Genomic DNA, 26999 nt, shown 5'->3' with positions numbered 1-26999 from the left:
TCAGTCCAGCACCGGCAGCAGCTCCGGCAGGTGCCCGTCGGAAGCCTGGGCCGCCCGCTGCCGTTCCTCCGGGACCTCGCCGTACAGGGTGGTGCGCGGCCTGGCCGGGCGGCCGGCCGCCTCCGCCACCGCGATCAGGTCGCGGACCGACTTGTAGGAGCCGTAGGAGGAGCCCGCCATGCGGGAGATCGTCTCCTCCATGAGGGTGCCGCCCAGGTCGTTCGCGCCGGAGCGGAGCATCTCGGCCGCCCCCTCGGTGCCGAGTTTGACCCAGCTCGTCTGGATGTTGGGGATCCAGGGGTGCAGGAGGAGGCGGGCCATCGCCGTGACCGCGCGGTTGTCCCGCAGGGTGGGGCCGGGGCGGGCGATGCCGGCCAGGTACACCGGGGCGTTGGTGTGCACGAACGGCAGGGTGACGAACTCGGTGAAGCCGCCGGTCCGCTGCTGGATGCTGGCCAGGGTCCGGAAGTGGCCCAGCCAGTGCCGGGGCTGGTCCACGTGGCCGTACATCATCGTCGAGGAGGAGCGGATGCCGAGTTCGTGGGCGGTGGTGATGACCTCGATCCAGGTGGCCGCGGGCAGCTTGCCCTTGGTCAGGATCCAGCGGACCTCGTCGTCGAGGATCTCGGCGGCCGTGCCGGGGATGGTGTCCAGGCCGGCCTCCTTCGCCGCCGTCAGCCACTCGCGGACGGACATGCCCGTGCGGGTGGCGCCGTTGACGACCTCCATCGGCGAGAAGGCGTGCACGTGCATCCCGGGGACCCGGTCCTTCACCGCCTTGGCGATGTCGAAGTAGGCCGTGCCGGGCAGGTCCGGGTGGATGCCGCCCTGCATGCACACCTCCACCGCGCCCACCTCCCAGGCCTGCTGGGCCCGGTCGGCGACCTGCTCCAGGGACAGGGTGTAGGCGTCGGCGTCCGTGCGGCGCTGGGCGAAGGCGCAGAAGCGGCAGCCGGTGTAACAGACGTTGGTGAAGTTGATGTTGCGGGTGACGATGTACGTCACCTCCTCACCCACCGCCGACTTGCGGACGTCGTCGGCGATCCGGCACAGGGCGTCCAGCGCCGGGCCGTCGGCGTGCAGCAGGGCGAGAGCCTCGTCGTCGGTCAGCTTCGTCGGGTCGTCGGCCGCCACCCGCAGCGCCTGGCGTACGTCGGTGTCGATCCGCTCGGGCACCATCCCGGGGGCGGCCGCCTCGCGCAGGGCGTCCCAGTCGCCGTACACCGCGTCGAAGTCGTCCCGGCGGTCCGATGTGCGGCCCTCGGTGTCGATGGAGGCGTGCAGGTCGGTGCGGCCGGTCGCGACGAAGACCTCCTCCGGCTCCTGCCAGGGGCGGCCCTCGACGACCGCGTCCGGGCGGGCCAGGCCTGTGGCCGGGTCGGCCAGGGCCGTCACGTGCGGGCGCAGCCGGGGGTCCAGCCAGGGCTCGCCGCGCTGCACGAACTCGGGGTAGACGCACAGGCGTTCGCGGAGTGCGAAGCCGGCGGCGGCCGACCTGGCCGCGAGTTCCTCGATCTGCGGCCAGGGGCGCTCGGGGTTGACGTGGTCGATGGTCAGCGGGGAGACGCCGCCCCAGTCGTCGATGCCGGCCCGGATCAGGCGCTCGTACTCGGCGTCGACCAGGTTCGGGGGTGCCTGGAGGCAGGCCGACGGGCCCATGAGCAGGCGGGCCACGGCCACCGTGGCGACCAGGTCGTCGAGTTCCGCGTCCGGCATGCCCCGCATCGCCGTGTCCGGTTTCGCCCGGAAGTTCTGGATGATGAGTTCCTGGATGCCGTGGTACGCGCGGGAGATCTTCCGCAGCGCGAAGAGGGACTCGGCGCGCTCCTCGTACGTCTCGCCGATGCCTATCAGCAGGCCCGAGGTGAAGGGGACGGAGGAGCGGCCGGCGTCCTCCAGCACGCGCAGGCGTACGGCGGGCTCCTTGTCGGGGGAGCCGTAGTGCGGGCCGCCGGGCTCGGACCACAGGCGGGTCGCCGTGGTCTCCAGCATCATGCCCATGGACGGGGCGACGGGCTTCAGGCGCTGGAAGTCGGTCCAGGTCAGCACGCCCGGGTTGAGGTGGGGCAGCAGACCGGTCTCCTCCAGGATGCGGATGGAGACGGCCCGGACGTAGGCGAGGGTGTCGTCGTAGCCGTGCGCGTCGAGCCACTCGCGCGCCTCGGGCCAGCGGTCCTCGGGCTTGTCACCGAGGGTGATGAGGGCTTCCTTGCAGCCGAGGGCGGCGCCCTTGCGGGCGATGTCCAGCACCTCGTCGGGGGACATGAACATGCCGTGCCCGGCGCGGCGCAGCTTTCCGGGGACGGTGGCGAAGGTGCAGTAGTGGCACTTGTCCCGGCACAGCCGGGTCAGCGGGATGAAGACGCTCTTCGAGTACGTGATGACGCCGGGACGGCCCGCCGCCTCCAGACCCGCGTCGCGCACCCGGGCGGCCACGGCCGTGAGGGCGTCGAGGTGCTCACCACGGGCCTGGAGCAGGACCGCCGCCTCGCCGACGTCGAGGGAGACGCCGTCCCGGGCGCGTTTGAGGGCGCGACGCAGGGAGTTCTCGGTGGGGCCGGTTCCGGAGGTCGCGGAAGTCGTCATCCTTCGAGCATACGGTCGGGCTGACCAGCGCCCACGGGACGGCCCGCGGGGCAGCGGGCAACGCCCCGGGGTCAGGCCCGAGGGGCGATCCGGTCCCGCGGCGGGCGCCAGCCGTGGTGGACGCCGTAGGGCTCCTTGCCGTCGGTCCTGGTGACCTCCGGCGTGTCGAAGCACCGCGTGAGGACCAGGCTGCGCAGGGTCAAGTAGCCGGTGAGGAGGGCCGCGGTCGCGTTGAAGTAGAAGCCGAACAGGTAGGCGCCGTCGTCCAGGGTGCTTTCCGCGCCGCCCACGCGGAAGAACCCCCAGCCGGTCAGCACGGCCAGCAGGGCCCACACCGGGCACAACACGGCGTGCAGGCGCCGCCGCTGCCGTACGTCGGCCGTGGAGCGCAGCACCACCTGCAGCTGCGCCTCGCAGTGCTCGCAGCGCTCGGTCGTCTCGTTCGGCCGGTCGGCGAACCGGCCGAGGCTGCCCACCCCCTGGTTGACCAGCGTCGCGCTCCGGGTGCTGTCACCGACGTGCCGTGCGACGTACGTGTGCGTGATGCTGTAGTGGAATCTGTCCGGAACCTCGCTCGCCATGGCGCCTCCCACTCCCCCGGCTCTCGCCGATTTCCTTCCCGTTCTTGACAGTTCACACCCACGGGCGACAGTGGCGGGCATGGCTGACGACGACACAGCAATCGGCAGACGCGCGCTGTTCGTGACGGGTGCCGCCGCCGCGCTTACGTTGGGAAGCGTGAGCTTCGCCGAGGCGGCCGGACGGGAGCAGGAGACGAGGACCGTGCGCGGCACCCTGCCGCCCGGCTCCCCCGACTTCGTGTACCTGCCTGTCGAAGTCCCCTCCGGGGTACGGGAGATCAGGGTCGCCTACACCTACGACAAGCCGTCCGTCCCCGCCGGGACGACGGGCAACGCCCTCGACATCGGCGTCTTCGACGAGCGCGGCACCGAGCTCGGCGGCCGGGGCTTCCGCGGCTGGTCGGGCGGGGCGCGCAGCGAGTTCTTCCTCCGGGCCGACGACGCGACCCCGGGCTACCTCCCGGGCCCGGTCCGGGAGGGCACCTGGCACCTCGCGCTCGGGCCGTACACGGTCGCCCCGCAGGGACTGCCGTACGAGATCACGATCACGCTGACGTACGGGGAGCCCGGCGAGGTCCGCGAGCCGGTGTATCCGCCCGAGCGGGCCGAGGGGCGGGGCCGGGCCTGGTACCGGGGCGACTGCCACCTGCACTCCTGGTACTCCGACGGCCGCCGCACGCCCGCCGAGCTCGCGGCGCTGGCCCGGGCGGCGGGGCTGGACTTCATCAACAGCTCCGAGCACAACACCCACTCCGCGCACGCCCACTGGGCCGACGTGGCCGGTGACGACCTGCTGGTGCTGCTGGGCGAGGAGGTCACCACGCGCAACGGGCACGTGGTCGCCCTCGGCACCGACCCGGGCACGTTCGTCGACTGGCGGTACCGGGCCCGCGACCACCGCTTCGGCCGGTTCGCCCGGCAGATCCGCCGTGCGGGCGGCCTGGTCGTGCCCGCCCACCCGCACGCCACCTGCGTCGGCTGCAACTGGAAGTTCGGCTTCGGCGAGGCCGACGCGGTGGAGGTGTGGAACGGGGCCTACTCGCCCGAGGACGAGGTGGCGCTCGCCGACTGGGACAGCATGCTGGTCGCCTCGGTGCGCTCGGGCTCCCGGTCCTGGATCCCGGCGATGGGCAACAGCGACGCCCACCGCGATCCGGACGTGGTCGGGCTGCCGCAGACGGTGGTGCTGGCCGACGACCTGACGCGGGAGGCGATCCTGGAGGGCATCCGCGCGGGCCGCTCGTACGTCGCCGAGTCGCGGCACGTGTCGCTGTCCTTCACGGCGAGCGGCGGACGGGGCCGGCGGGCCGGCGTCGGCGAACGCCTGGAGGCCGGCCGGGACACCCCCGTCACGGTCCGCCTGGAGGTCTCCGGCGCCCCGCGCTGCACCGTGCGCTTCGTGACCGACCAGGGCGTCCTGCACACCAGCGCACCCCTGCCGGTGACCGGGGCGGGGGTGGTGGAGTGGCGTACGACGCCCTCGTACGCCGCGTACGTACGGGCCGAGGTGCGGCACGAGACGGCGGTGGGGCCGCTGCCCGGGGCGCTGGCCGCGTTCACCAACCCGGTCTTCCTCGGGCGGGCCTAGTCCGCGTCCACGGTGACGGTGTAGGTGACGCGCTCGGCGGCGGGGCGGGCGGCCGGGGCGGTCGTGGCGGGGGCGGGGGACGCCGGGCCGCCGCTGCACACGTACACAGGGCAGTGCAGGAGCACCACACGGGTACGGCCCGCGGCCACCGCCTCGAAGGTGAAGACGCGGCTGCCGCCGGCGCCGACCAGGCCCTCGGTGCCGGGGCGGGCGTGGTACGCGTCCCCGGCCCTCCCGCAGGCCGTGGTGAGGGCGAGCAGGGCGGCGGCTACGGCTGTTCCGCGCCAGGAGGCGGCCGTCGTACGTGTTGGTGTTCGCCTCGTCGTACGTCTCGTCGCGTCCACTGTCCCCCGTCTTGCCGCCGTCGCTCTCACGGGGCCGTGCCGTCCGCCAGGTCGGCCACCACCGCCGCGTGGTCCGAGGGCCACACGCCCTCCACCGGGCCGTCGCAGGCCCGCCGTACGCCCAGGACGCGGCCGAGGCCGCCGGGGCCGGGCGGGCCCACGTGAACGTAGTCGATGCGCACCGGCGGCTCCCCGGAGGGGGCCACGTACGGGTTGGCCGGGTCCCAGGTGGCGGAGGGGGCGGCCGGGTCCGCGTACTGCCAGGCGTCGAAGAGGACCTGGCCGGGCACGGGGGGCGCGGCCCGGTAGCCGCCCAGGAGGCGGATCTCGTCGGAGTCCGGCCAGGCGTTGAAGTCGCCGGTGACGACGGGCGGGAAGGGGGTGCCGCCGCGGTGCCGGGCGACGAACCCGGCGAGCTCGGCGACCTGGCGGCAGCGCACCGCCGAGGCGTGCAGGGGTGAGGAGAGGTGGGCGGTGAAGAAGGCGACCTCGCAGGTGGGGTGGGCGAGGCGGGCGTACAGGGCGAGCCGGCCGTCGTCCATGTCCGCCGGGGCGGGCAGCGGCAGGACGTGCTGGTCCGCGACGGGCCATCTGCTGAGCACGGCGTTGCCTATGTCGACCTCGGCGCCGCCGATCCTGTTCCGCCAGCGCTGCGGGGCCGGCGAGGCCGCCCAGGTCCAGTGCAGGCCGAGCTCACCGGCCAGCCACTCGGCGAGGTTCTCGCCGTCGGCGGCCCACACCTCCTGCAGGCCGACCACGTCGGGGCGCAGCTCCCGCAGGGCCGTGAGGATCGCTTTCTGCCGTGCCTCCCAGGGGCCGAAGCGCCACCACAGGTTCCACGTCACCACCCGCATCCGCAGCCACCCGCTCTCCTCGCGCCGCGTCGCCGACCATTGAATCAAGAACTGTTGGAGAAACGGTGAGTACCCGGTGCGAAGGAGTACCCGACGATGTCCCCTCTCGCCGACCTGAGGTTCCGCGCCGCCACGGCCTTCCAGCGCCGGGTCAACCCGGTGATGCGCCGTCTTCCCCTCCAGACGGTCCTGGAGACCACCGGCCGGGTCTCGGGGCTGCCCCGCCGGACGCCGGTGGGCGGGCGGCGCGTCGGGGACGCGTTCTGGCTGGTGTCGGAGTTCGGGGAGCGCGCGCAGTACGTGCGCAACATCAAGGCGGACCCCCGGGTCCGGGTGCGGATCCGGGGGCGGTGGCACACGGGCACGGCCCACCTGCTCCCGGACGACGATCCGGTCGCCCGCCTGCGCCGCCTGCCCCGGCTCAACAGCGCCGGGGTCAGGGCGTTGGGGACGGGCCTGCTGACGGTACGGGTGGACCTGGACCCGCCCGACCCACACGCGTGAGGCGCCTGCCGCTTGCCGACCGGCCGGCCCGGGCGGCCGGAGCCTCGGCGTGGGGCGGCGGAGCCGTGGCGGAACGGCGTCGGCCGCGGCGGCTCCCCCTCCGCGCCGCCGCGGCCGATCTCCCCCGTCGTGGATGTCAGCGAGGGTCGCCCCCGGTGACGTGGCTGTCCTGCGTGGTGATCTCCTCCGTGGCCGCCTCACCGCCGGTGACATGGCTGTCCTGGGGGGTGATCTCCTCCGCCGTGGCCGCCTCGCCGCCGGTGACGTGGCTGTCCTGCGGGGTGGCCTTCCCGGTCTGCTGTGCGTCGCTCATGCCGTGACTCCCTTGCTGTGAGGCGTGTTCCTGGGCCGTAGGGGCCCGTTCGGCCACTCCCCCGAGGGTGGCCGAACGGGCCGGACGGGCCGCTCACCCCGGTGCGTGGGTGCGCGGCCCTGTGCGGTGACCCGTCTGCCCCCCGACGCGACGGATCGACTACGGAAAGCATGGCGGGGCGCGATAAACGAACGATGAACGCGCGGACCGCCTCAGGCGGCCCGGGTGGGCGCCATGAGGCGGCGCACCTCGGCGATCTCCGGGGACCCCAGCTCCTCGAAGATCTGGGCGGCCTCCTCCCAGCACACCCGGGCCCGCCCGGCCTGGCCGACCGCGGCCAGGGCCCGGCCCAGGACCGTCAGGACGTTGCCGCGCCGCCACGGCCCGCCGATGCCCCGCAGGACGTTCAGCGCCGCCTCGGCGTGCGCCGCCGCCCGGGCGGGCCGCCGTGCCGTGAGGTCGACCTGGGCGAGACGGAACAGCGTCATGCCCTCCCACAGCCGCTGGCGGCTGTCCCGGAAGATGACGAGCGCCTCCGACAGACGGGCCTCGGCCGCCTCCGGCTGGGCGGCCTCCGCCAGGGCGAGCCCCAGGGCGTAACTGCCGTTGGCCAGGCGCAGGGTGAGGCCCATCTGCCGGTAGATCTCCACCCCGGCCCTGGCGAGCCGCACCGCGCTGTTCACCTGCCCCAGGGCGAGGTGCACCCGGGAGAGGTTGCACAGGGCGCTGGCCTCGCCCGGCCGGTTGCTGTCGGCCCGGAAGGCGTCGATGCTCCGGCGCAGGTGCCGCTCCGCCTCGGCGTGGTCGTTGTGGTAGATGGCGACGATGCCGCGCTCGTTGTAGGCGTGGCAGTCGAGCCACGGGTCGTCGGCGCGCGCGGCGAGCAGGACGGCCTGGTGCGCCTCCTCCTCGGCGTCGGCGAACCGCCCCGCCGTGTTGTGGACCTGGGCCAGGGTGGTGCGTGCCCGCCCTTCCGCGCGGGCGTCGCCCGCGGCGGCCGCGGCGTCCCGCACGACCGACGCGGCCGTACCGAACTGGTGGGCGTTGGCCCCCGACTCGGCGAGGTCCTTCGCCGCGAGCAGCAGGTCCACGGCCTTGCGCAGGTTCCCGGGGGAGACGGACTGCCGGACGCAGGCCAGCAGGCAGTTCGCCTCGGAGTAGAGCCAGTCGAGCGCCTCGCGGTGGTCGGTGAAGGTGAGGCCCGGATGCCGGGTGGCCTCCAGGTGGTCCACCGCGCGGTCCCCGGGCCGCTCCATCGCGTACACCCCGGCCGCGGTCGCCAGGTAGAAGTCCAGCAACCGCGACACCGCCTGCTCCCGCTCGCTCGGCGGCAGTTCGTCCCTCTCCGCGCACGCACGCGCGTAGAGCCGCACCAGATCGTGGAAGCGGTAGCGGCCGGGAGCCGCCGACTCCAGCAGCGACGTGTCCACGAGGGACTCCAGCAGGTCCTCCGTCTCCTCCACGGGCAGGTCCAGGACCGCCGCGGCCGCCGCCAGCGAGATGTCCGGGCCGTCCGCCAGCCCCAGCAGCCGGAACGCCCGCGCCTGGGCGGGCTCCAGCTGTCCGTAGCCCAGCTCGAAGGTGGCCTTCACCGCGAGATCGCCGGCCTGGAGCTCGTCCAGGCGGCGGCGTTCGTCCGCCAGCTTCGCCGCCAGCACCGACACCGTCCACGTACGGCGGGCCGCCAGGCGGCAGGCCGCGATACGGATCGCCAGCGGCAGGAAGCCGCAGGCCGCGACCACGTCCAGGGCCGCCTCGCGCTCCGCGGCCACCCGCTCCTCGCCCACGATCTTCGTGAACAGCGCCAGCGCCTCGTCCGGCGCCATCACGTCCAGGTCGACCAGGTGGGCTCCCGCCAGGTCCACCATCCGCACCCGGGAGGTGACCAGTGCCGCGCAGCCGTCCGTGCCCGGCAGCAACGGCCGCACCTGGGCGGCGTCACGCGCGTTGTCCAGCAGCACCAGCACCCGGCGGCCGTCCAGCACCGAGCGGTACAGCGCGGCCCGCTCCTCCAGGGAGTCCGGGATGGCCGAGTCGGCCGTGCCGAGCGCCCGCAGGAACGCGCCCAGCACGGTCTCCGGCTCCGCCGCCCGCGGTCCGGCGCCCTGCAGGTCGACGTACAGCTGCCCGTCCGGGAACGCCGCGCGCGCCTGGTGGGCCACGTGCACCGCCAGGGTGGTCTTGCCCACGCCGCCGATGCCGGCCACCGCCGACACCGCCATCACCCGGCCCTCCGAGGACGCCAGGACCTCGCTCAGCTCACGCACGAAGGCCGTACGGCCCGTGAAGTCGGGGACGGTGGCGGGCAGTTGTGCCGGGCGCACCGGGGCCGCGGCCGGCTCCGGCGCCGGGGACGGGGGCTCCGCCAGGCCCGGGTCCGCGCGCAGGATCCGCTGCTGGAGGTCCTTCAGGTCCGGGCTCGGGTCCACCCCGAGCTCCTCCGCCAGCAACTGCCGGGTGTCGGCGTACACCGCCAGGGCCTCGGCCTGCCGTCCGCTGCGGTACAGCGCCAGCATCAGCAGCTCCCGCAGCCGCTCCCGCAGCGGATGCGCGGCCGTCAGCGCCGTCAGCTCGCTGACCGCCTCCGCGTGACAGCCCTGCTCCAGGTCCATCTCCAGGCAGGACTCCAGCAGTTGCAGGCGCCACTCCTCCAGGCGGGCCCGCTGCGCCTCGGCGTACGGGCCCGGTACGCCCGCCAGCGCCTCCCCGTCCCACAGGGCCAGGGCGCGCCGCAGCACGTCCCGGGCGTGGCACAGGTCCCCGGCCGAGCGGGCCTTGTCCGCCTCCGTCGCCAGGTCCTGGGCGACCGCGAGGTCCAGGGCGCCCTCACCGAGGCCGCGGATCGCGTACCCGCCGGATTCGCTGACCAGGACGCCGGAAGCCAGCACCTTCCGCAGCCGGGAGGCATACGTCCGGACCGCCGCCAGGGCCTGCGAGGGCGGTTCCTCGCCCCACAGCGCGTCGATCAGCTCCGCCGCCGTGGCCGTACGGCCCTCACGCAGCAACAGGGCCGCCAGCAGGGCGCGTTGCTGGGGAGAGCCGGTCGGGAGCGGCTCGTCGCCGCACCAGGCGCGCACCGGCCCGAGCACGCCGAAGCGCAGCGCCGGCACCTCGGCCGCGGCCGAGGTGCCGGAACGCCGCTGCTCCGGTACGCGCCGCGGTACACCGTCCATGCAGTCCCCCTAGGCCTCCGAGCAACTACGCCAGTTTGCCTTGTTCATGGCATGTGCGTCAGCCGTCGGAGACACCGATCACAGCGGGGCACACGGGCGGCCACACGGTCCCCACGTCCTCCCCACACTTCCGCCTCCCCAGGAGGAACGGGCGGTTCAGTACAGCCGGTTGACGGCCGTCACCGTCGTCTTCTTGAAGTCGGCGACCTGGGCGTGCCGGAACGTGCCCATCTGGCCCCACTTCACGAAGGTCACGGTCCGCCCGTCCCGGCCCACCGACAGCAGGTTGATGTCGGAGGCGCCCCACGCGCTCTCGGTGTGGACGCCGTAGACGTGAGCGCCCTCCTCGACCTTCAGCTTGCCGTAGTACTTCTGGGTCGCCTTGACGTCCGGGTACTGCTTCATCAGGTTCTTCGCGCACGCGGCGAGGTCCTTGCGCAGCAGCGCCGCGAAGGCCTTGGCCCGCTGCTCGTTCCGCTCCACCACGGTGACCTGCAGCGCGCTGGTGTCGTACTCCGTCCAGTACTGGCGGTGCAGGGAGATGGACGGCAGGGCCTCGCCGACGCACATCGGCAGCGGGTCGGGCTGCCCGGCGGTGACCTCACCCGCGTACCAGGCGGAGGCGGGGTGCGGGGGCAGCTGCCCCGGCTCGAGGAAGCGGGGCGAGCCGGTGGCGGTCGCCGCCGACGCCGGGACCGCGGTCAGGGCCAGGGCCGTGCCGGCCGTCAGGGCGGCCAGGGCTGTCAGGGTCGTGCGGGTGCCGCGGACGCGGATGGTCATGATTCCCCCATGTGAGTGGTCGTCCTGGTGGTCGTCCTCGTGTGGCGCGCCCCTGTGCGGCCCGTCCACACCCAGTACGACCCGTCGCCCTCCCCGACCGTTGCCCCGCACCGTTGCCACAGGTTCGTTCCTTTTGTCACCGGCCCGTCACGGCGGCGCATGGTCCGCGGGACTGATGAGCCGTCAGTTGTCGGGCTCAGCCTGGGGTTCGACCACACAGTGGTCGACCGAGGAGGCCATGCTCCTGTTGCTCATCTCGACATCGACGGTCAGCTTGTCGCCGGCCGGCACATCGACCCGCCACGTCTCGTCCTTGAGGGTGCCGTTCTTCGCGTCCCGGAAGGACACCGCCACCCAGAAGGCCGCGTCCACCCCGTTGGGGTTGGTCACCTCCACGGTCGCGTACGGCTCCTTCACGGTCGCGCACTTGAGCAACCTCACCGTGGCGGGCTCGAGGCGCCCCGCACTCACGGAGCCGCTGCCGTCACCCGGCTCGCCGGTGCCGGAGCCGCCGGAGCCGGTGCCGTATCCACCGCCGTAGCCGCCGCCGTAGCCGGCGTCGTAGCCGGCGTCGTGGTCGTCGTCCTCCTTGTACGCCCCGCCCCCGCCCGACGACGACGAGCTGTCGTGGTCCTGCTGGGAGCTGCTGCACCCGCCGCCGTGGCCCCCGCCGTGATGGCGTCCCGTGGAGAAACCGGTCAGCGCCAGAACGACGAGCGCCGAGACGGCCGTGAGCTTCAGTACGTGTCCCCGTGACTGCATGGCGTCACCCTAACCGCGCGTCTGTCACGAGCATGTCACCCCTTGGCGACCGCCGCGTCCCCGGCGTAGCGTCGGCCGTGAGAGCGGTGAACGGGCCGCTCCCCGACGCGACGGCCGCCGTCTGGAGCCCCTTCCGTACGCCGGTACGACGGCCGTCCCCGACGGCCGCCGCTACGCGGAGCGCGCCGTTCCGGTGCCCAGCTCGGCGTCCAGGGCGTACACGCAGCGGTCCTTGCTGCACGCGTACACCACCCCGTCCCGGACGACCGGGGAGCCGGTGATCTCGCCGCCCGTGGCGAGCTTCCAGCGCAGCCGGCCGTCGTCGGCCTTGAGGGTGTACAGCAGGTGGTCCGTCGAGCCGAAGTGGATACGGCCCTCGGCCACGGCCGGGGCGCCCACGATGTCGCCGCCCGCCTGGAAGCGCCACTTGGGCGTGCCGGTGACGGCGTCGAGCGTGTAGAGGCCCTTGCCGCTGCCGACGTGGACGTGGCCGGCGGCCACCAGCACCGGGTCGATCGAGGCCCGGGCCTCGGTGGCGATGCGCCAGCGGTCGCGGCCGTCGGTGGCGTCGAGGGCGTAGACCGTGCCCAGGTAGTCGGCCAGGTAGACGCCGCCGCCGGTGACGGCCGGGCCGGGCACGAAGGCGGGCGGCGAGAGGAACACCGCCGGGGCCTCGAAGTGCCACTTCACGTGCCCGCCCGCCACGTCCACGGCGAGCACGCGGGTGCCGGCGCAGATGTACACGTAGCCGTCGGGCGCCTGGGTGAGCCGGACCGGGACGCCGCCGCAGGAGGCCGCGTCGCCGATCGGGTACGACCAGCGCTCGTCGCCGGTACGGGCGTCCAGGGCGCGCAGCCGGGCGTCCTGCCAGGCGTAGACCGTGCCGTCGTGGACGACCGGGCCCGCCTCCGGGGCCTCGAAGTCGGTCTGGCAGCCGGTGATCTCCCACAGCTTCTGGCCGGTGGAGGCCTCCCAGGCCTGCACGCCGCCGCCGCGGGTGCCGGTGACGACCGTGCCGCGGTCGGCCTTGAGCGAGTACACCCAGGCGTCCGTCTGCAGGCGCCACAGGTCGGTGCCCTCGCGGGCGTCCAGCGCGAACAGGGTGGGGCCGTCGGAGGCGTGGATACGGCCGTCCGCGACCGCCATCGACCAGGCCACGTCCCGCGTCTTGAAGCGGCGGCGGCCGGTCGCCACGTCCAGCGCGTGCACCTCGAAGGAGGTGACGTACACCAGGTCCCCGTCGACCGACGGGGTGCCCCAGACGTCGTTGGACATCCGGAACCGCCAGGGCCGCCAGCCGCCCGGCTGCTCCGGGGGCGCGGCCGGGGGCGTGGGCACGGCGGGGTCGGCGCCGTTGACGCCGGGGTGCGCCTTGGACCAGGACGCGGCGAGCGCGGCCTCCGGCGCGGGCGCCTTGACGGCGGCGGCCCGGACCTCGGCGACGCGCGGGCCGGGCCCGATGGGCACCTGGGCGCCGGCCAGCCGTACGGGGCCGGTGTCGGGGGAGCCGGCCGGCGCGGGCACGGACGGCCGGGGCGGGACCACGGGGTCGTGCGGGGGCGGCGGCGGGAGGGCCGGGGCGGGGGGCGCGGAGGGCCGTGCGGCTCCGCCGCCGCTGCGGCCGGCGCCCGGGGACTGCTTGCTCGGCGGGCGGCCGTTGCGCCGGGCCTCGATGAGGGCGACCGCCTTCTCCGGCAGCCAGGCCGACGCCGTGCCGCTGTCGTCCGAGCCGGAGCCGAACAGGTGCGGGGCGAGCTGGGCCTGGAGGTCGGCGGGGGTGGGCCGCGCGGCGGCCTCCATCTGCATGCAGGACTCGATGAGCGGGCGCAGCTCGTCCGGCAGGCCCTCCAGGTCCGGGCCCTCGCGCAGCAGCATGAAGACCGTCTCGACCGGGTTGGCGCCGTGGAAGGGCGGGTGCCCGGTGGCGGCGAAGACGAGGGTGGAGCCGAGTGAGAACACATCGCTCGCGCCGGTCACGCTGCGCGAGTCCTTCGCCTGCTCCGGCGACATGTAGGCGGGCGTGCCGACGGCGACGTTCGTCATGGTCAGACGGGTGTTCGACACGCCGGAGGCGATACCGAAGTCGATCACGCGCGGGCCGTCCTCGACCACGAGCACGTTGGACGGCTTGAGGTCACGGTGCACCAGCCCGGCGCCGTGGATGGACTGCAGCGCCTCGGCCACGCCCGCCGCGAGCCAGCGCACCGCCTGGGCCGGGAGCGGCCCGCACTCGTTCACTATCTCCTCGAGGGAGGGCGCGGGCACGTACGCGGTGGCCAGCCACGGCACGGCGGCGCGCGGGTCGGCGTCCACGACCGCGGCCGTGTAGAAGCCCGAGACCGCCCGGGCCGCCTCCACCTCACGGGTGAAGCGGACCCGGAACAGCTGGTCCTCGGCCAGCTCGGTGCGGACCGTCTTGATCGCCACCCGCCGGCCGGACGCCGAGCGCGCGAGATAGACCAGCCCCATGCCGCCGGCACCCAGCCGTCCCAGCACCTCGAACGGCCCGATCCGCCGCGGATCGTGCTGCGTCAGCTGATCCACCACTTGCCTGCCACCTCCCCGTACGAGCCGCGCCGGTCACATCTGTACGCGACCCCGTGCAGCGTCTCACCACCGCACCGCCATGGCGGCACGCACCCCGATTCTTCCTGTCCGCGGCCCTGGTTGCGAACCCGGTGAGGAATGGGGTGTCCAGCACCATATACGGACCAAAACGGTCCGAGAAGCGGCAGCTCAGCGGCGCAGCAGGGCGAACGACGCCCCTTGATTGTCGGTGACGACGGCCACGGTTCCGTACGACGTCTCGAAGGGCGGCGCCTGGACACGTCCGCCGAGCCGGGTCACCTCGCCCAGCGCGGCCTCGACGTCCTCGACGGCGAAGTGGACGAGGAAGTGGGGCGGCATCTCGGCGGGGAAGACGTCAAAGACGGGGGCGCGGCCGAAGTCGGGTGCGGCGTCGGGCCCGAACAGGGCGTCGTGGAAGAGGCCGCCGTAGAAGGCGTTGGCCGCCTCGGTGTCGCGGGTGTACAGCTCGGCCCAGGCGAAGGTGCCCGGCTCGTGGCGGCGGCCGAAGCCGGGGTGGCTGCCGGGCTGCCAGAGGGCGAAGACGGCGCTCTCGGTGTCGGTGACGAGCGCGGTGACGCCCAGGTCGGCGACCGGCAGGGGCGGGGACACCACCTGCCCGCCGGCGGCACGGATCCGCCGGCACAGGGCCTCGGCGTCGGGGGTGGAGAAGTACACCGTCCACACGGTGGGCAGCCGGCCGTCCAGCTTGCGGACCAGGGCGGCGACGGGTGCGCCGTCCTTCAGGGCCCGGGTGAAGGTGCCGTACCAGTCCTCGAAGGTCCACCCGAAGAGCTCCCCGTAGAACCGCCTGCCCGCCTCGACGTCGGGCAACTGCGCGTCCACCCAGCAGGGCACGCCCTCGCCGTAGCCGCCCTGCCCGGCGGCACCGTCCGGGGAGGTGCCGTCCCCGTCCACCGATGCGCTGTTTTCGGCCATGCCGTCAAAGTAACCGGGTCGCGCGCACCCCGCTCACCAGGCACACCAGCCTCCGGCACCCCGGGCACCCCATTTGCAGTCGGCCGAATCGCGCCTGGATCACGCCTCGGTAAGCTGACGACATGACAGGACAAGTGCGTACCGTCGACGGCCGTGTGGCCGGCCGGCGTGGGCAGGCGACCCGGCAGAAGCTGCTCGACTGCCTCAGCGACATGCTCAGTTCCTCTCCGTACCGGGACGTCAAGGTCATCGACGTCGCCCGGAAGGCCGGCACCTCGCCCGCCACGTTCTACCAGTACTTTCCGGACGTCGAGGGCGCGGTCCTGGAGATCGCCGAGCAGACGGCCGCCGAGGGCGCGGAGCTGACGCAGCTGCTCGAGGGCCGGTCCTGGGCCGGCCGGGCGGGCTGGCAGACCGCCCAGGAACTGGTCGAGGGGTTCTTGGACTTCTGGCGGAGGAACGAGGCGATCCTGCGGGTGGTCGACCTCGGTGCCGCCGAGGGCGACAAGCGTTTCAACAAGCTCCGCACGAAGATCCTCAGCTCGGTGAACAGCTCCCTGGCGGACACCGTCGCCGAGCTGCAGTCCAAGGGCCGGGTCGACAAGGACGTGAACCCGGCGGCCATCGCCGGTTCGATCGTCACAATGCTCGCGGCCGTGGCCTCGCACCAGAAGGGCTTCTCCTCCGCGGGCGTGAAGCCGGCCCAACTCAAGCCGAACCTCGCCTTGTTGGTGCACCTGGGCATCACCGGGAGGAAGCCGACGAAGTAACGGCCGTCCCGGCCTTCCCCCGTGCAAGTCCTGTCTGGCAGGCGGTGGTTCACTCCGGTGGACCACCGCCTGTCGCGTTGTGCCGCCGTGCCCGTCAGGCGGGCAGCGGCCGGTCCCTGACCACGTGCTTCATCACCAGCGTGGACGTCAGCCGCTGCACCCCCGGCAGGGTGGCGAGCCGCTCGTCGTACAGCCGCTGGTAGGCCGCGAGGTCGGCGGCGACGACCCGCAGCAGGTAGTCCGGCTCACCGAACAGCCGCTGCGCCTCCAGCACCTCGGGCACCTCGCTCACCGCCCTCTCGAACTCGGCGACCGTCTCCCGGTCCTCCTGCCGCATGGAGACGAAGACCAGCGCCTCGAAGCTCAGGCCCACGGCGGACGGCTCCACCACCGCCCGGTACCCGCTGATCGCCCCCGACCGCTCCAGCTCGCGCAGCCGCCGGTGACACGGCGAGACGCTCAGCCGCACCCGCGCGGCCAGCTCGGTCACGGTCAGCCGCCCGTCCCGCTGCAGCTCGGCAAGAATTTTCCGGTCTACGTCGTCCATGAGGAAGATCCTGCCCCAGTTCGGCTAGCTACGGGCAAACTTCAGGAACACTTTCGGGCACAACCCGCCTAATCTGCCCGCCATGGACTCCGCAACGCTGCTCTCCTTCCTCGCCGTGGACCTCCTGCTGGTGTGCGTGCCGGGCGCCGACTGGGCGTACACGATCTCGGCCGGGCTGCGCGGCCGGGCGGTCCTGCCGGCCGTCGCGGGCCTGGTGGCCGGCTACGCCCTGCACACCGCGCTGGCGGCGGCCGGGCTCGCGGTGCTGGTGGCGGGCTCGCCGGTGCTGCTCACCGCGCTGACGGTGGCGGGGGCTGCGTACCTGGTGTGGCTGGGCTGGGGCGTGCTGCGGCGGCCGGGCACCCCGGGCGCGGCCGAGGAGGCCGCCGGGGCGCGCGGTGCCCGGGCCTTCCTGCGCGGGGCCACGATCAGCGGCCTGAACCCCAAGGGCCTGCTGCTCTACCTCTCCGTGCTGCCGCAGTTCCTGGTCACCGGGGGCGGCGCGCTGCCGGTGCCCGTGCAGACCGGCGCGCTGGGGCTGCTCCACATGGGGTGCTGCGCCGCCGTGTACCTGACCGTGGGCGCCACGGCCCGGGCGGTCCTGGGCGCCCGTCCGGCGGCGGCCCGCGCGGTGATCCGCACGTCGGGCGCGGCGATGCTCGGCATCGGGGCGTTCCTGCTGGTGCAGCGGCTGGCAACGCTGTGAGTTGTCGGGGAACACCCGCCCGCCCAGCCGGTGTTGGGACAGGTGCAAGGTCAGTGACGTCCGATCGCCGGAGGAGACCGACATGGCCCTGAGCCGTGCAGAACGCGAGAAGTTCCTGGCCGAACCGCACATCGCCGCGCTGGCGGTCGACGCGGGTCCCGGCAGGGCCCCGCTGACCGTGCCGATCTGGTACCAGTACGAGCCCGGCGGCGACCTGTGGATCATGACCGGGGCCGACTCCCGCAAGAACCGGCTGATCCGCGAGGCGGGGCGTTTCTCGCTGCTGGTGGACCGCGTGGAACCCACCGTCCGGTACGTGTCGGTGGAGGGCCCGGTCCTCGACACCACCCCCGCCACCGTCGAGCAGCTCCGGGAGCTGTCGGCCCGCTACCTCCCGGCCGAGGCGGTCGACGCCTACGTGGCGTTCTCCCTGCAGAACCACGGCGAACAGGTCGTCATCCGGATGCGCCCTGAGCGCTGGGTGTCCTCGGACCTGGGCGGGCAGGCCGACTACGCTCCGGAGCATGCCGGATCTTGATGAGTTGCTGAGGTCCCTGCGCGTGTGGGACCCGGCCGTCACCGCACTGCCGCCGTTCGACACGGACGGGGTGCCGGCCGACCCGCTGGCCCTGTTCACCGACTGGTTCGCCGAGGCGGTGGCGGCCGGCCAGAGCGAGCCGCACACCGTGTCCCTGGCGACGGCGGACGAGTCGGGCCTGCCCGACGTACGGATCGTGATGCTGCACGGCGCGGACGCCGACGGCTGGTCCTTCGCGAGCCACGCCGGCAGCCGCAAGGGCCGCCAGCTGGCCGGGCGGCCGTACGCCGCGCTCTGCTTCTACTGGCCGGTGCTGGGCCGCCAGGTCCGGGTGCGCGGCCCGGTCACCTCCGCCCCGTCGCGGGAGGCCCAGTCGGACCTGCACGCCCGCTCCACGGGCGCGCTGGCCGCGGCGCTGACCGGGCACCAGAGCGAGGTCCTCGCGTCGCCGGCCGACCTGGAGCGGGCGTCGGCCGCGGCGTGGGAACGGGCCCGCCGCGAGCCCGACGCCCCCGTACCGTCCTGGACCCTGTACCGCCTGCGGCCGGACGAGGTGGAGTTCTTTCAGGGCGACGCCGGGCGCCGGCACGTACGGCTGCGCTACCGGCGGGAGCAGCAGGGGTGGACCCGGGAGTTGCTGTGGCCCTGAGGGGGCACCGGGTCCCCCGGCTTGGACCCGCCTCCGGGCCGGCGTAAACGGACCCCGGCCCGGGGGACCCCGTCGGGCGGACGGGGCCAAGTGCGGGGCACTCCGGAACATGACCACAACACCCCGCTCTCCCCTCGCCGCCCCACCCGAACCGACCGCCGCGCCCTGGCCCGCGCGACCCCATCGCCGCGCCCCCGGCCCGCGCGACCCGACCGCCGCGCCCCCGGCCCGCGCGATCCGATCGCCTTGTCTCCCGGCCCACCGAACCGACCGCCGCGCCCCCGGCCCGCGCGAACCGACCGCCTTATCTCCCGGCCCACCGAATCAACCACCGCGACACCGGCCCGCGAGAACCGACCACCGCGACACCGGCCCGTGCGCCCCCACCGCCGCGACACCCGGCCGACCCCAACCGACCCCCGCGCCCCCGGCCTACGTGAAGTCGTACACCGCGAAGTCCGCCACCGGGCGGTAGCCGATGCGTTGGTACAGGGCGTTGCTGGTGGGGTTGGCCAGGTCCGTGAAGAGCAGGATCTCCCTCACCCCGGCGGCCCGGGCCGCCCGGCTGACCTCGGCGGTCACGGCGCCCGCGTAGCCCCGGCCGCGCAGGTGGGGCGGGGTGTAGACGCCGGCGACGCGGACCTGGCCGGCGACCTCGGGGGTCGTGCCGGCCATGGCGACGGGCGTGCCGTCGGGGGTCTCCCAGAACGAGACGTCGCCGCGCGCGACACGGGCGTCCGCCCACTCGCCGGGGTCCTGTCCGACCCCGGTCCCGACCGCCTCGGTGAACTCCACGAACCAGCGCACCAGCAGCGCGCGGTCCGCCGCGTCCGCGACCCGGGGCCGGCCGGGCGGCACCGGCTCGGGCACGGTCAGGGTGCCGAGCCGGTACAGCCGCTGGCGCAGGGTGAGCGTGGCGGCGGCGCCGGTGTGCCGCTGCCAGGCCGCGGCGAAGGCGGCGGCGGTGTCCTGGGCGGCGTTCACCCCGGGCAGGTGCTCCCCGAGAGCGGCCAGCCGGGCGGCGAGGGTCTCGGCCTCCTCGGCGGTCAGGGCGGTGACGTTGAGCCAGTGCGGCGGCGTACGGAAGAAGGCCGCGCGGACCGTCCCGGCCCGTTCCAGGTAGCCGAACTGCGGTGTGCCGTCACCGTAGAGGTGCGGTCCACGGGTGCGGAGGTTCTCCGTGACGGTCAGCGGCACGGTGTGCAGCGCGGGTTCGGAGCGGAGGAAGGCGCCCGCACGGTCCAGGAACGCGTCGAGGTCTTGGGTGAGGTGCCAGTCGTCGGAAGGCATGCCCCATGATCCCGCCCGGCCCGCCGGTGACACGGGCCGGGCCTAGGGGTCCGCCGGCTCCGGGTCCGTCGCCAGCCGGGCGTGCAGGTGGGCGTCCCGGAACGCGTCGTGCCGGCCGGCCTCGAAGGCCGCGCCGCGCAGGGTGCCCTCGTAGCGGAACCCGCAGCGCTCGGCCACCCGGCAGGAGACCGCGTGACCGACCGCGTGGTCCAGTTCCAGGCGGTGCAGGCCCAGTTCGGCGAACGCCCAGCGCGTGGTGAGCAGCAGGGCCCGGGTGGCGACGCCCCGGCCGCGGGACTCGGGGAGCACCCAGTAGCCGACGCGCGCGGTGCCGAGGACCGGCTTGATCTCGTTGACGCCGATGTGCCCCAGCGTCGTACCGCTGTCCGCGTCCGTGATCCGGAACGACACCGCCGTGCCCTCCACGGCGGCCCGCGCCCGGGCGCGCAGCGACTCCCGGGCCTCGGCGAGGTCGGTGACCGTCCGCAGCGGGGTGTTCCAGCGGCGGAACTCCGGGTCCTGGTTGCCCCGCAGCCACGCCTGGGTGTCGGCGCGGGAGGCGGGGTCCCAGGGGACCAAGTGGAGGCCGTGGCCGCGCGGTTCGGGCAGGTTCCGGGTCCGGGAGCGGTTTCCTGTAGGGGCCATTGAGTCATTCAAACCCATACGTGGGTCAGGGGAACCCCTGCGCCGCCCGTCACGGTGCGGGCACGGCTCCCACCCTGCCCGCCCACACCCGTGATCAATCCGCAACCAATTCCGGTCTTGACCGAGACCCATCAAGCGGGCACGTGGCTACGCTCGCGCCCATGGCCGACTCCACAGCCTCCGCACCACCGGCGGCACCGCACCCCGCCGACCGCCCCGCCGACCGCCCCGTCTACGTCATCGGCGGCGGACCGGGCGGCCTGGCCGCCGCCCACGCGCTGCGCGCCCAGGGCGTACGGGCCGTCGTGCTGGAGAAGTCCGACCAGGTCGGGGCGTCGTGGCGGCGCCACTACGACCGGTTGCACCTGCACACCACCCGGCGCCTGTCGAGCCTGCCCGGGCTGCCGATGCCGCGCCGGTTCGGCCGGTGGGTGTCCCGGGACAACGTCGTGCGGTACCTGGAGAAGTACGCCGAGTACCACCGGCTGGAGATCGTCACCGGCGTGGAGGTCTCCCGTGTCGAGCGCGCGCCGGACGGAAGCGGCTGGCTGCTGCACGCCACCGGCGGCCGACGGCTGACCGGTGCCGCGGTGGTCGTCGCCACCGGCTACAACCACACCCCGCGCATCCCGGACTGGCCCGGCCGCGCCTCCTTCACCGGCGAGTTCCTGCACGCCTCCGCCTACCGCAACCCCGCACCCTTCGCCGGCCGGGACGTCCTCGTCGTCGGGGTCGGCAACACCGGTGCCGAGATCGCCGTCGACCTGGTGGAGGGCGGCGCCTCCCGGGTACGGCTGTCGGTGCGCACCGCCCCGCACATCGTGCGCCGCTCGACCGCGGGCTGGGCCGCGCAGTACTCGGGCGTGCTGGTACGGCGCCTGCCGGTGTGGCTGGTGGACCGGCTCGCCCGGCCGCTGGCCAGGATCAGCACGCCGGACCTGTCGGCGCACGGCCTTCCCCGGCCCGACACCGGCCTGCTCAGCCGGGCCGCCGAGGGTGCCGTCCCCGTGCAGGACGTGGGGCTGATCGACGCCGTGCGCACGGGCAGGGTCGAGGTGGTGGCCGCCGTCGAGGCCTTCGAGGACGGCAAGGTCGTCCTGGCCGACGGCAGCCGCGTCGAGCCGGACGCGGTGATCGCCGCCACCGGCTACGTCCGCGCCCTGGAAGACCTCGTCGGCCACCTCGGCGTGCTGGACGCCCGCGGCAAGCCCGTCGTGCACGGCGGCCGCACCCCGCCGCACGCACCCGGCCTGTACTTCCAGGGCTTCACCAACCCCATCAGCGGCATGCTCCGCGAACTGGCCCTCGACGCCCGCAAGATCGCGAAGGCCATCGCCCGGCAGACCCCGGGCGCCTCCCGACTCCCGGGCTGAGGCGGGGCCCGATCTGTCGGACACGACGAGCCGGGAACCTTCAGGCTGCGGCGGGCAGCGCGGCCGGCCGGTGCCGGATCACCAGCGCCATCAGCGCCGCCACCGCGCACAGCGCCCCGGAGGCGTACCAGACCACGTCGTAGGAGCCGAAGGTGTCGCGGGCCACGCCGCCGAGGAAGGCGACGAGGGCGGCGCCCACCTGGTGCGAGGCGAGGACCCAGCCGAAGACGATCGCGCTGTCCTCGCCGTACTGCTCCCGGCACAGGGCCAGGGTGGGCGGCACGGTGGCGACCCAGTCCAGGCCGTAGAAGACGATGAAGAAGACCATCGGCAGGTGCACGCCGGGTGCCAGCAGCAGGGGGAGGAACAGCAGGGAGACGCCGCGCAGGGCGTAGTAGACGGCGAGCAGGCGGCGCGGGGAGAACCGGTCGGTGAGCCAGCCGGAGGCCACCGTGCCGACCACGTCGAACACGCCGATGACCGCGAGCAGGGAGGCGGCGGCCTGGACGGGCATGTGGTGGTCGTGGGCGGCGGGGATGAAATGGGTCTGGATCAGGCCGTTGGTGGAGGCGCCGCAGATCGCGAAGGTCCCGGCCAGCAGCCAGAACGGGCCGGTGCGCACGGCCAAGGACAGCACGGTCACGGCCCGGCGCGCGGCACCGGGGACGGGCGCGGGCTTAGGGACGAACTCCGCGGCGCCGTACGGCTTCAGGCCCACGTCGGCGGGGTGGTCCCGCAGCAGCAGCCAGACGAACGGGACGACCGCGAGGGCGGCGAGGGCGACGGTCACGGCCGCCGGTCGCCAGTCGTACCTCTCGACGATCCAGGACAGCAGGGGCAGGAAGACCAGCTGGCCGGAGGCGGAGGCGGCGGTGAGGATGCCGCTGACCAGGCCGCGCCGCGCGGTGAACCAGCGGTTGGTGACGGTCGCGGCGAAGGCCAGCGCCATGGAACCGGAGCCGAGGCCCACCAGCACACCCCAGCACAGCACCAGCTGCCAGGCCGCCGTCATCCACACCGTCAGTCCGGAGCCGAGCGCGATCACGGTCAGCGCGACGGCGACCACCCGCCGGATGCCGAAGCGGTCCATCAGCGCCGCGGCGAACGGGGCGGTCAGCCCGTACAGCACGAGGTTGACGGAGACCGCGGCGCCGATCGTGCCGCGCGACCAGCCGAAATCCTGGTGGAGCGGGTCGATGAGCAGTCCCGGCAGCGAACGGAAGGCGGCGGCGCCGACGATCGTGACGAAGGTGACGGCGGCGGCGAACCACGCCCAGTGGATACGGGGCTGCCGGGCGGGCCGGAGGCTCTCCACGGCCGCCGCGCCCGCCGCGGTGGCTGCGGCATCTGCGGGGGTGGCTGCGGCAACTGCGGTTGCCGCGGTGTCGGTTGTCTGGGTCACGTCACCGAGCTTCCCGGCCGGACCGTCGCCCTTCGAGTGGCCCGGAGGACAGCATTCGTTAGGATCGGGCCATGCCCCGTGAGCCCCGTGAGCGCCCGTTCCGGCCCCACCGCGTCGTCGTCCTGGCCCTCGACGGGCTGCTCCCCTTCGAACTGGGCATCCCGCACCGCATCTTCGGCCGCCCCAGGGACGCCCGGGGGCGCCCTCTGTACGAGGTCGTGACCTGCTCCGTCCGGCCACCGGGGCCGGTCGAGACGGACGCCGACTTCGCCATCCACGTCGCCCACGGCCCACAGGCCCTGGCCACCGCCGACACGGTGATCGTGCCGGCGTCGTACGAACTCGGCCCGGTGTACGAGCAGGGCGTGCTGACCGACGAACTGGCCGCCGCGCTCGCACACGTGCGCCCCGGCACCCGGCTCGCCTCCATCTGCACCGGCGTCTACGTCCTGGCCGCCGCGGGCGTTCTCGACGGCCGCCCGGCGACCACCCACTGGGCCGACGCCGAGCGCCTGCAGCGGTTGTTCCCGCGGGTCCGGGTCGATCCCCACGTGCTGTTCATCGACGACGGCGACGTGCTGACCTCCGCGGGCGTCGCCGCCGGAATCGACCTGTGCCTGCACATGGTGCGCCGCGACCACGGCGCCGCCGTCGCCAACGACGTGGCCCGCCGCACGGTCGTACCGCCGCACCGCGACGGCGGGCAGGCCCAGTACATCCAGCGCCCGGTGCCCGACCCGCAGCAGGCGTCCACCACCACCGCCCGCGCCTGGGCGCTCGGCCGCCTCCATGAGCCCATCCAGCTGCGTGACATGGCGGCGCAGGAGTCCATGTCCGTACGCACCTTCACCCGCCGCTTCCGGGAGGAGGTCGGGGTCAGCCCGGGCCAGTGGCTCACCCAGCAGCGGGTGGAACGCGCCCGGCACCTGCTGGAGTCCACCGACCTGACCGTCGACCAGGTGGCCCGCGACGCCGGCTTCGGCACCGCCCAGTCGCTGCGGCAGCACCTCCAGGCGGCGCTCGGCGTGACGCCCACGGCCTACCGGCGGACCTTCCGGGCCGGGGCGGACGCGGCGACACCCGCGGCAACGCGCACGGGGTGAGGCGGAGCCGCGAGGTCGCACCGCTGCGGGCCCTTGAGGGCCTGTCGCCGCACTCCGGCGGGAGCGGCGGCTGGCGGCGCGGCTTCCCCAGGCCCGCCCGCGCCCGGCCGTGAGGCCCCCACCTCACCGCCGGTCACGGCGGTACGCGCCGCCACCCGACTCCCGGCGTTCCCCTCCCCCTCGCTCGGCTCTCGCCCGAGCGGGAGGGCTTCCGTCGGCTCCCCCTGGCCCCGACGGAAACGACGCCGCGGTACGACTCACACTCGCCGAGGGCTCCCGTCACCGACGCCCTCGCCGTCCCCTCGCGGCGAATCGCTGCCCTCAAGGGTGTTCAGGCGGTCACGGGGCGTCAACACCCGTCGGGGGGTTCATCACGTTTGCCCTGTTCGTTCCGGCCGCGCACAGAAGCACATCCCGGCGCACCGACGCACAGCTCCGCACACGCGGCCCCGCTCCATGCACCCGTGCACCGGCCTCGCACCGGCACCACACCGGCCCCCTCCCGAGGGAGCGGCCCGCCGGGCACGGCCTACACGGCCTCGTACGCCAGCCCTTCGCGGGCCGTCGAGCCGCCTCCGTAGGCCACCGCGTCGCCTCCGCACGCCGCGGCCGTCCGGCCGGACTGGGCGTACCGGTCCAGTTCGCACCAGATGCGCTTGCCGCCGCCCTCGGAGCTCCAGCCCCAGCGGTCGGCAAGGCCGTCCACGAGGGCGAGTCCCCGGCCGCCGGTCGCCTCGCCGTCGGCGCATCGCGGCACCGGGGCCCGGTCGCTGCGGTCGGCGACCTCGAGGCGGACGGTGGAGGGTTCGGCCGTGGCGCCGGGCAGGGACAGTCTCAGCACGGCGGGACAGCCGGTGTGCACCACGGCGTTGGTGACGAGTTCGGAGACGAGCAGGATCAGCGTCTCGGCGAGCGGTTCGTCGGCCTGTATCCCGGACCCGGCCAGCCGCGAGCGGGCCCACCGCCGGGCCCGCCCCACCTCTGCGGGGTCGGGCCGGATCTCCAGCTGCACTTGAAGCACCTGCACCGCTCACACCATCCGAACCGGCGGACACTTAGGCTCGCGCCTCACGAGGGCCACGATCGTAGCCATTTTCTGCATGGCCAGAACAACGGCCGGGACAGGGATCACGGAACGTGAATCCCTTGTGGGACAGCATGGTTGACGTACAGTCACCCCAACAAGCGCTTCGGGCATATTCCAGCGCGAAGGAGTACCCGTGCGGCATACTGTGCGACGCTCGCTGCGATGACTCGAACAGGCAGCGCGGCAAGGGCTTGCTGCCCCGCGAGCAGCGGTGCGCACCGGTGATATCGGAGGCACCCCTGGGGCAACTCCGGCGCGGCGCGTGCTCAGAACCACTCGCATCTCACCCAAGGTACCGGAGCGGGCGGCCGGCGACAGGCCGTGACGGGACTTGCGTGGGACACGACCCGATATCAACGCTCCGTAATTCCGGTATGCCACGATCCGCGACATTCGCGGGGCGAAGGTGCGCGACACCGCAGCCCAGAGGGCCCTTGAGGCCGCTCCGTTCAGCAGTTCGAGCTCGACGGTTCGTAACGATCCGTCACCTCGCCCGCACGTTCCGTTCGCACCCGGGCGCGGACGAGGTGCAGGTGGGCGGCCGGCTGGAAGCTCCCGGCGGCCGGCCGAACCGCTCGGGCGCCCGGGCGTGTTGCCCGCCGCCCGGCCGTGCGGACCGGACCCGGTCGTCCGGCCGTCTCCGGCGGCGGCGCCCGAACGGCGGCCGGGCGTCGAGCCGTTGACGTCGACCGGGGCGAATGCCTCGCCCCGGCACAGCCCGTCACCCGGGGAGCCGGGCCGCCACGGCCGGCGGCTCACGTCGTGGCCGCGGGAGCGTCGCCGCGCCCGTCCTACTCGGGGACGGTGAAGTAGCGGGCGAACGCGGGCATGATCTCCGCCTCGCCGACCTTGCCGTCGTGGTCCGTGTCGAGGGTGCCCGCGGCCGCGTGCGCGAGGTCCTCGGGCACGCCGAGCGCCTTCAGGACACGGACGGTGTCGGCGATCGTGGCCGCGCCGTCCCCGTCGGGGTCGGCGACGTCGAGGGCCGCGTGCAGGAAGGGGCGGGCGATCTCGGCGAACCGGTCCGGGTTGTCGCGCAGCCGCTTGACCGCGCCGGTGACGAACTCCTCGCGTGTGATGCGCTGATCGCCGTCGCGGTCCGCTATCCCGGCCATGCCCTGCCAGAACGCCTCGGCGCCGCCGTACAGCGCCTGCCCCTTGTCGGAGCGGGCCGCGACGCCGAACTCGGCGAGCAGGGCCTTGGCCGCCCTGCTGAAGTCCTCGCGGTCGATGTAGCCGTTGCCGTCCTGGTCGAAGGTGGCGAACCGGGCGGCGATCCTGCGCTCGTACTCGCTGCTGACCATGTCTGTTTCGGGCCGCCTTACGTCGGGTGGGGTGACTCTCGCTCGGAGCGTACGACGCAGGAGGCCGTTCGGGAGCGCGGAAACCACGCTTGTGCCAGGACTGGGGAAATTCCGGGACAACGGCGTGTCACGCCCGGGTGACGGCGCTCACCCGCCACGGCTCGTGCGGCGGGCCGCGTACCGCCGGGGGTCACGCGGACAGGGAGCGCGGCTCCTCGCGCACGGCCGAGGCGAGGTCCGGGTGGACGTCGAAGAGCCGGTGGATGCCGAGCGCGCCCAGGACGCGGTTGACATGGCTGCCGTCCACGGCCCCCTGGGCGGGCAGCACCAGGCGCAGCGTGCCCTGGCAGGAGCGCAGCAGACGGCGGGCGGCGATGAGCACGCCGACGCCGCTGGAGTCGCAGAACAGGACGTCGGAGAGGTCGAGGACGAGCCGGTGGCGGCCGTCGGCCACCACGTCGTGCACCCGCTGGCGCAGGAGGGGCGAGGTCACCAGGTCCAGTTCGCCGGACACTTCGAGCACGGCCCACCGACCCTGCTCACCGTCGGTCACTTTGAAGGTCACCAGGACGCCCTTCGCTCGGCCGGACGGAAGC

The 26999-nt window shown here is 74.1% G+C and carries 25 protein-coding genes; 8 read left to right on the top strand and 17 right to left on the bottom strand.

The window, feature by feature from the left end; genetic code table 11:
* A complete protein-coding gene (locus AB0K80_RS03675; protein ID WP_365665429.1) occupies nt 1–2586 on the bottom strand; it encodes a bifunctional FO biosynthesis protein CofGH in 2586 nt (861 codons plus the stop codon).
* A gap of 71 nt (nt 2587–2657) precedes the next feature.
* Nucleotides 2658–3167 (bottom strand): hypothetical protein, encoded by a 510-nt coding sequence (locus AB0K80_RS03670; RefSeq protein ID WP_365665427.1) that lies wholly within the window; start codon nt 3165–3167, stop codon nt 2658–2660.
* A gap of 79 nt (nt 3168–3246) precedes the next feature.
* On the opposite strand from AB0K80_RS03670, the gene AB0K80_RS03665 reads away from it, so the two are divergent.
* A complete protein-coding gene (locus tag AB0K80_RS03665) occupies nt 3247–4755 on the top strand; it encodes a CehA/McbA family metallohydrolase (protein ID WP_365665425.1) in 1509 nt (502 codons plus the stop codon).
* Here AB0K80_RS03665 and AB0K80_RS03660 read toward each other — a convergent pair.
* Together AB0K80_RS03660 and AB0K80_RS03655 are read right to left on the bottom strand one after the other, a co-directional pair.
* Entirely contained in the window at nt 4752–5099 is a 348-nt protein-coding gene (locus tag AB0K80_RS03660; protein WP_365665423.1) for a protease inhibitor I42 family protein, read from the bottom strand. The two genes, AB0K80_RS03665 and AB0K80_RS03660, sit on opposite strands and share 4 nt — an antisense overlap.
* Nucleotides 5100–5125: 26 nt before the next feature.
* On the bottom strand, nt 5126–5953 hold the full coding sequence (locus AB0K80_RS03655) for an endonuclease/exonuclease/phosphatase family protein (RefSeq protein WP_365665421.1): 828 nt from the start codon (nt 5951–5953) through the stop codon (nt 5126–5128).
* 96 nt (nt 5954–6049) lie between these two features.
* Between AB0K80_RS03655 and AB0K80_RS03650 the strand changes: the two genes are divergently transcribed.
* Nucleotides 6050–6457 carry a nitroreductase/quinone reductase family protein gene (locus tag AB0K80_RS03650; protein ID WP_365665419.1) on the top strand — a complete coding sequence of 136 codons (408 nt, stop codon included), beginning with the start codon at nt 6050–6052 and terminating at the stop codon, nt 6455–6457.
* A 136-nt stretch (nt 6458–6593) separates the two neighbouring features.
* On the opposite strand, the gene AB0K80_RS03645 is transcribed toward AB0K80_RS03650, so the two are convergent.
* The 6 genes from AB0K80_RS03645 to AB0K80_RS03620 form a co-directional block, all read right to left on the bottom strand.
* A complete protein-coding gene (locus tag AB0K80_RS03645; protein WP_365665417.1) occupies nt 6594–6770 on the bottom strand; it encodes a hypothetical protein in 177 nt (58 codons plus the stop codon).
* Nucleotides 6771–6982: 212 nt separating this feature from the next.
* Nucleotides 6983–9943 carry a BTAD domain-containing putative transcriptional regulator gene (locus tag AB0K80_RS03640; protein WP_365665415.1) on the bottom strand — a complete coding sequence of 987 codons (2961 nt, stop codon included), beginning with the start codon at nt 9941–9943 and terminating at the stop codon, nt 6983–6985.
* A 156-nt stretch (nt 9944–10099) separates the two neighbouring features.
* Complete coding sequence (locus AB0K80_RS03635; protein WP_365665413.1) at nt 10100–10723, bottom strand: hypothetical protein; 624 nt, start codon at nt 10721–10723, stop codon at nt 10100–10102.
* A gap of 183 nt (nt 10724–10906) precedes the next feature.
* Nucleotides 10907–11485 carry a hypothetical protein gene (locus AB0K80_RS03630; protein WP_365665411.1) on the bottom strand — a complete coding sequence of 193 codons (579 nt, stop codon included), beginning with the start codon at nt 11483–11485 and terminating at the stop codon, nt 10907–10909.
* A 171-nt stretch (nt 11486–11656) separates the two neighbouring features.
* Nucleotides 11657–14032, bottom strand: a complete 2376-nt coding sequence (locus AB0K80_RS03625) for a serine/threonine-protein kinase (protein ID WP_365665409.1) — start codon at nt 14030–14032, stop codon at nt 11657–11659.
* Between the two features lie 189 nt (nt 14033–14221).
* The gene (locus AB0K80_RS03620) at nt 14222–14989 is read right to left on the bottom strand and encodes a VOC family protein (RefSeq protein WP_365665407.1); all 768 of its coding nucleotides are present in this window, start codon (nt 14987–14989) and stop codon (nt 14222–14224) included.
* A 134-nt stretch (nt 14990–15123) separates the two neighbouring features.
* Here AB0K80_RS03620 and AB0K80_RS03615 point away from each other — a divergent pair, with 134 nt between their 5' ends.
* Nucleotides 15124–15759 carry a TetR family transcriptional regulator gene (locus AB0K80_RS03615; protein ID WP_365665846.1) on the top strand — a complete coding sequence of 212 codons (636 nt, stop codon included), beginning with the start codon at nt 15124–15126 and terminating at the stop codon, nt 15757–15759.
* A 94-nt stretch (nt 15760–15853) separates the two neighbouring features.
* Here AB0K80_RS03615 and AB0K80_RS03610 read toward each other — a convergent pair whose 3' ends face one another.
* Nucleotides 15854–16306 carry an Lrp/AsnC family transcriptional regulator gene (locus AB0K80_RS03610; RefSeq protein WP_365665405.1) on the bottom strand — a complete coding sequence of 151 codons (453 nt, stop codon included), beginning with the start codon at nt 16304–16306 and terminating at the stop codon, nt 15854–15856.
* A gap of 82 nt (nt 16307–16388) precedes the next feature.
* On the opposite strand from AB0K80_RS03610, the gene AB0K80_RS03605 reads away from it, so the two are divergent.
* From AB0K80_RS03605 to AB0K80_RS03595, 3 genes are all read left to right on the top strand, one after another.
* Nucleotides 16389–17012 carry a LysE family translocator gene (locus tag AB0K80_RS03605; RefSeq protein ID WP_365665403.1) on the top strand — a complete coding sequence of 208 codons (624 nt, stop codon included), beginning with the start codon at nt 16389–16391 and terminating at the stop codon, nt 17010–17012.
* Between the two features lie 82 nt (nt 17013–17094).
* Nucleotides 17095–17550, top strand: a complete 456-nt coding sequence (locus AB0K80_RS03600) for a pyridoxamine 5'-phosphate oxidase family protein (RefSeq protein ID WP_365665401.1) — start codon at nt 17095–17097, stop codon at nt 17548–17550.
* Nucleotides 17537–18199 carry a pyridoxal 5'-phosphate synthase gene (locus AB0K80_RS03595; RefSeq protein WP_365665399.1) on the top strand — a complete coding sequence of 221 codons (663 nt, stop codon included), beginning with the start codon at nt 17537–17539 and terminating at the stop codon, nt 18197–18199. Before AB0K80_RS03600 ends, AB0K80_RS03595 begins: the two co-directional genes overlap by 14 nt.
* Before the next feature lie 432 nt (nt 18200–18631).
* Here the strand turns inward: AB0K80_RS03595 and AB0K80_RS03590 are convergent, their stop codons facing one another.
* Complete coding sequence (locus AB0K80_RS03590; protein ID WP_365665397.1) at nt 18632–19489, bottom strand: GNAT family N-acetyltransferase; 858 nt, start codon at nt 19487–19489, stop codon at nt 18632–18634.
* 42 nt (nt 19490–19531) lie between these two features.
* Complete coding sequence (locus tag AB0K80_RS03585) at nt 19532–20134, bottom strand: GNAT family N-acetyltransferase (protein ID WP_365665396.1); 603 nt, start codon at nt 20132–20134, stop codon at nt 19532–19534.
* A 161-nt stretch (nt 20135–20295) separates the two neighbouring features.
* Between AB0K80_RS03585 and AB0K80_RS03580 the strand changes: the two genes are divergently transcribed.
* Nucleotides 20296–21507, top strand: a complete 1212-nt coding sequence (locus AB0K80_RS03580; protein WP_365665394.1) for an NAD(P)/FAD-dependent oxidoreductase — start codon at nt 20296–20298, stop codon at nt 21505–21507.
* Nucleotides 21508–21547: 40 nt separating this feature from the next.
* Here AB0K80_RS03580 and AB0K80_RS03575 read toward each other — a convergent pair whose 3' ends face one another.
* Nucleotides 21548–22822, bottom strand: coding sequence for an MFS transporter (locus tag AB0K80_RS03575; RefSeq protein WP_365665844.1), 1275 nt, complete (start codon nt 22820–22822; stop codon nt 21548–21550).
* A gap of 158 nt (nt 22823–22980) precedes the next feature.
* Between AB0K80_RS03575 and AB0K80_RS03570 the strand changes: the two genes are divergently transcribed.
* Nucleotides 22981–24012, top strand: coding sequence for a helix-turn-helix domain-containing protein (locus AB0K80_RS03570; protein WP_365665392.1), 1032 nt, complete (start codon nt 22981–22983; stop codon nt 24010–24012).
* 529 nt (nt 24013–24541) lie between these two features.
* Here AB0K80_RS03570 and AB0K80_RS03565 read toward each other — a convergent pair.
* The 3 genes from AB0K80_RS03565 to AB0K80_RS03555 all read right to left on the bottom strand — a co-directional run bounded on the left by AB0K80_RS03565 (nt 24542) and on the right by AB0K80_RS03555 (nt 26971).
* Nucleotides 24542–25024, bottom strand: coding sequence for an ATP-binding protein (locus AB0K80_RS03565; protein WP_365665842.1), 483 nt, complete (start codon nt 25022–25024; stop codon nt 24542–24544).
* Nucleotides 25025–25890: 866 nt separating this feature from the next.
* Nucleotides 25891–26403 (bottom strand): EF-hand domain-containing protein, encoded by a 513-nt coding sequence (locus tag AB0K80_RS03560; RefSeq protein WP_365665390.1) that lies wholly within the window; start codon nt 26401–26403, stop codon nt 25891–25893.
* 190 nt (nt 26404–26593) lie between these two features.
* Nucleotides 26594–26971, bottom strand: coding sequence for an STAS domain-containing protein (locus tag AB0K80_RS03555; RefSeq protein WP_365665840.1), 378 nt, complete (start codon nt 26969–26971; stop codon nt 26594–26596).
* Between the last annotated feature and the right edge of the window lie 28 nt (nt 26972–26999).

Source organism: Streptomyces sp. NPDC052682 (genome assembly GCF_040678435.1).
Taxonomy (GTDB): Bacteria; Actinomycetota; Actinomycetes; order Streptomycetales; family Streptomycetaceae; genus Streptomyces.
This window is presented reverse-complemented; position numbering and strand designations above follow the sequence as displayed.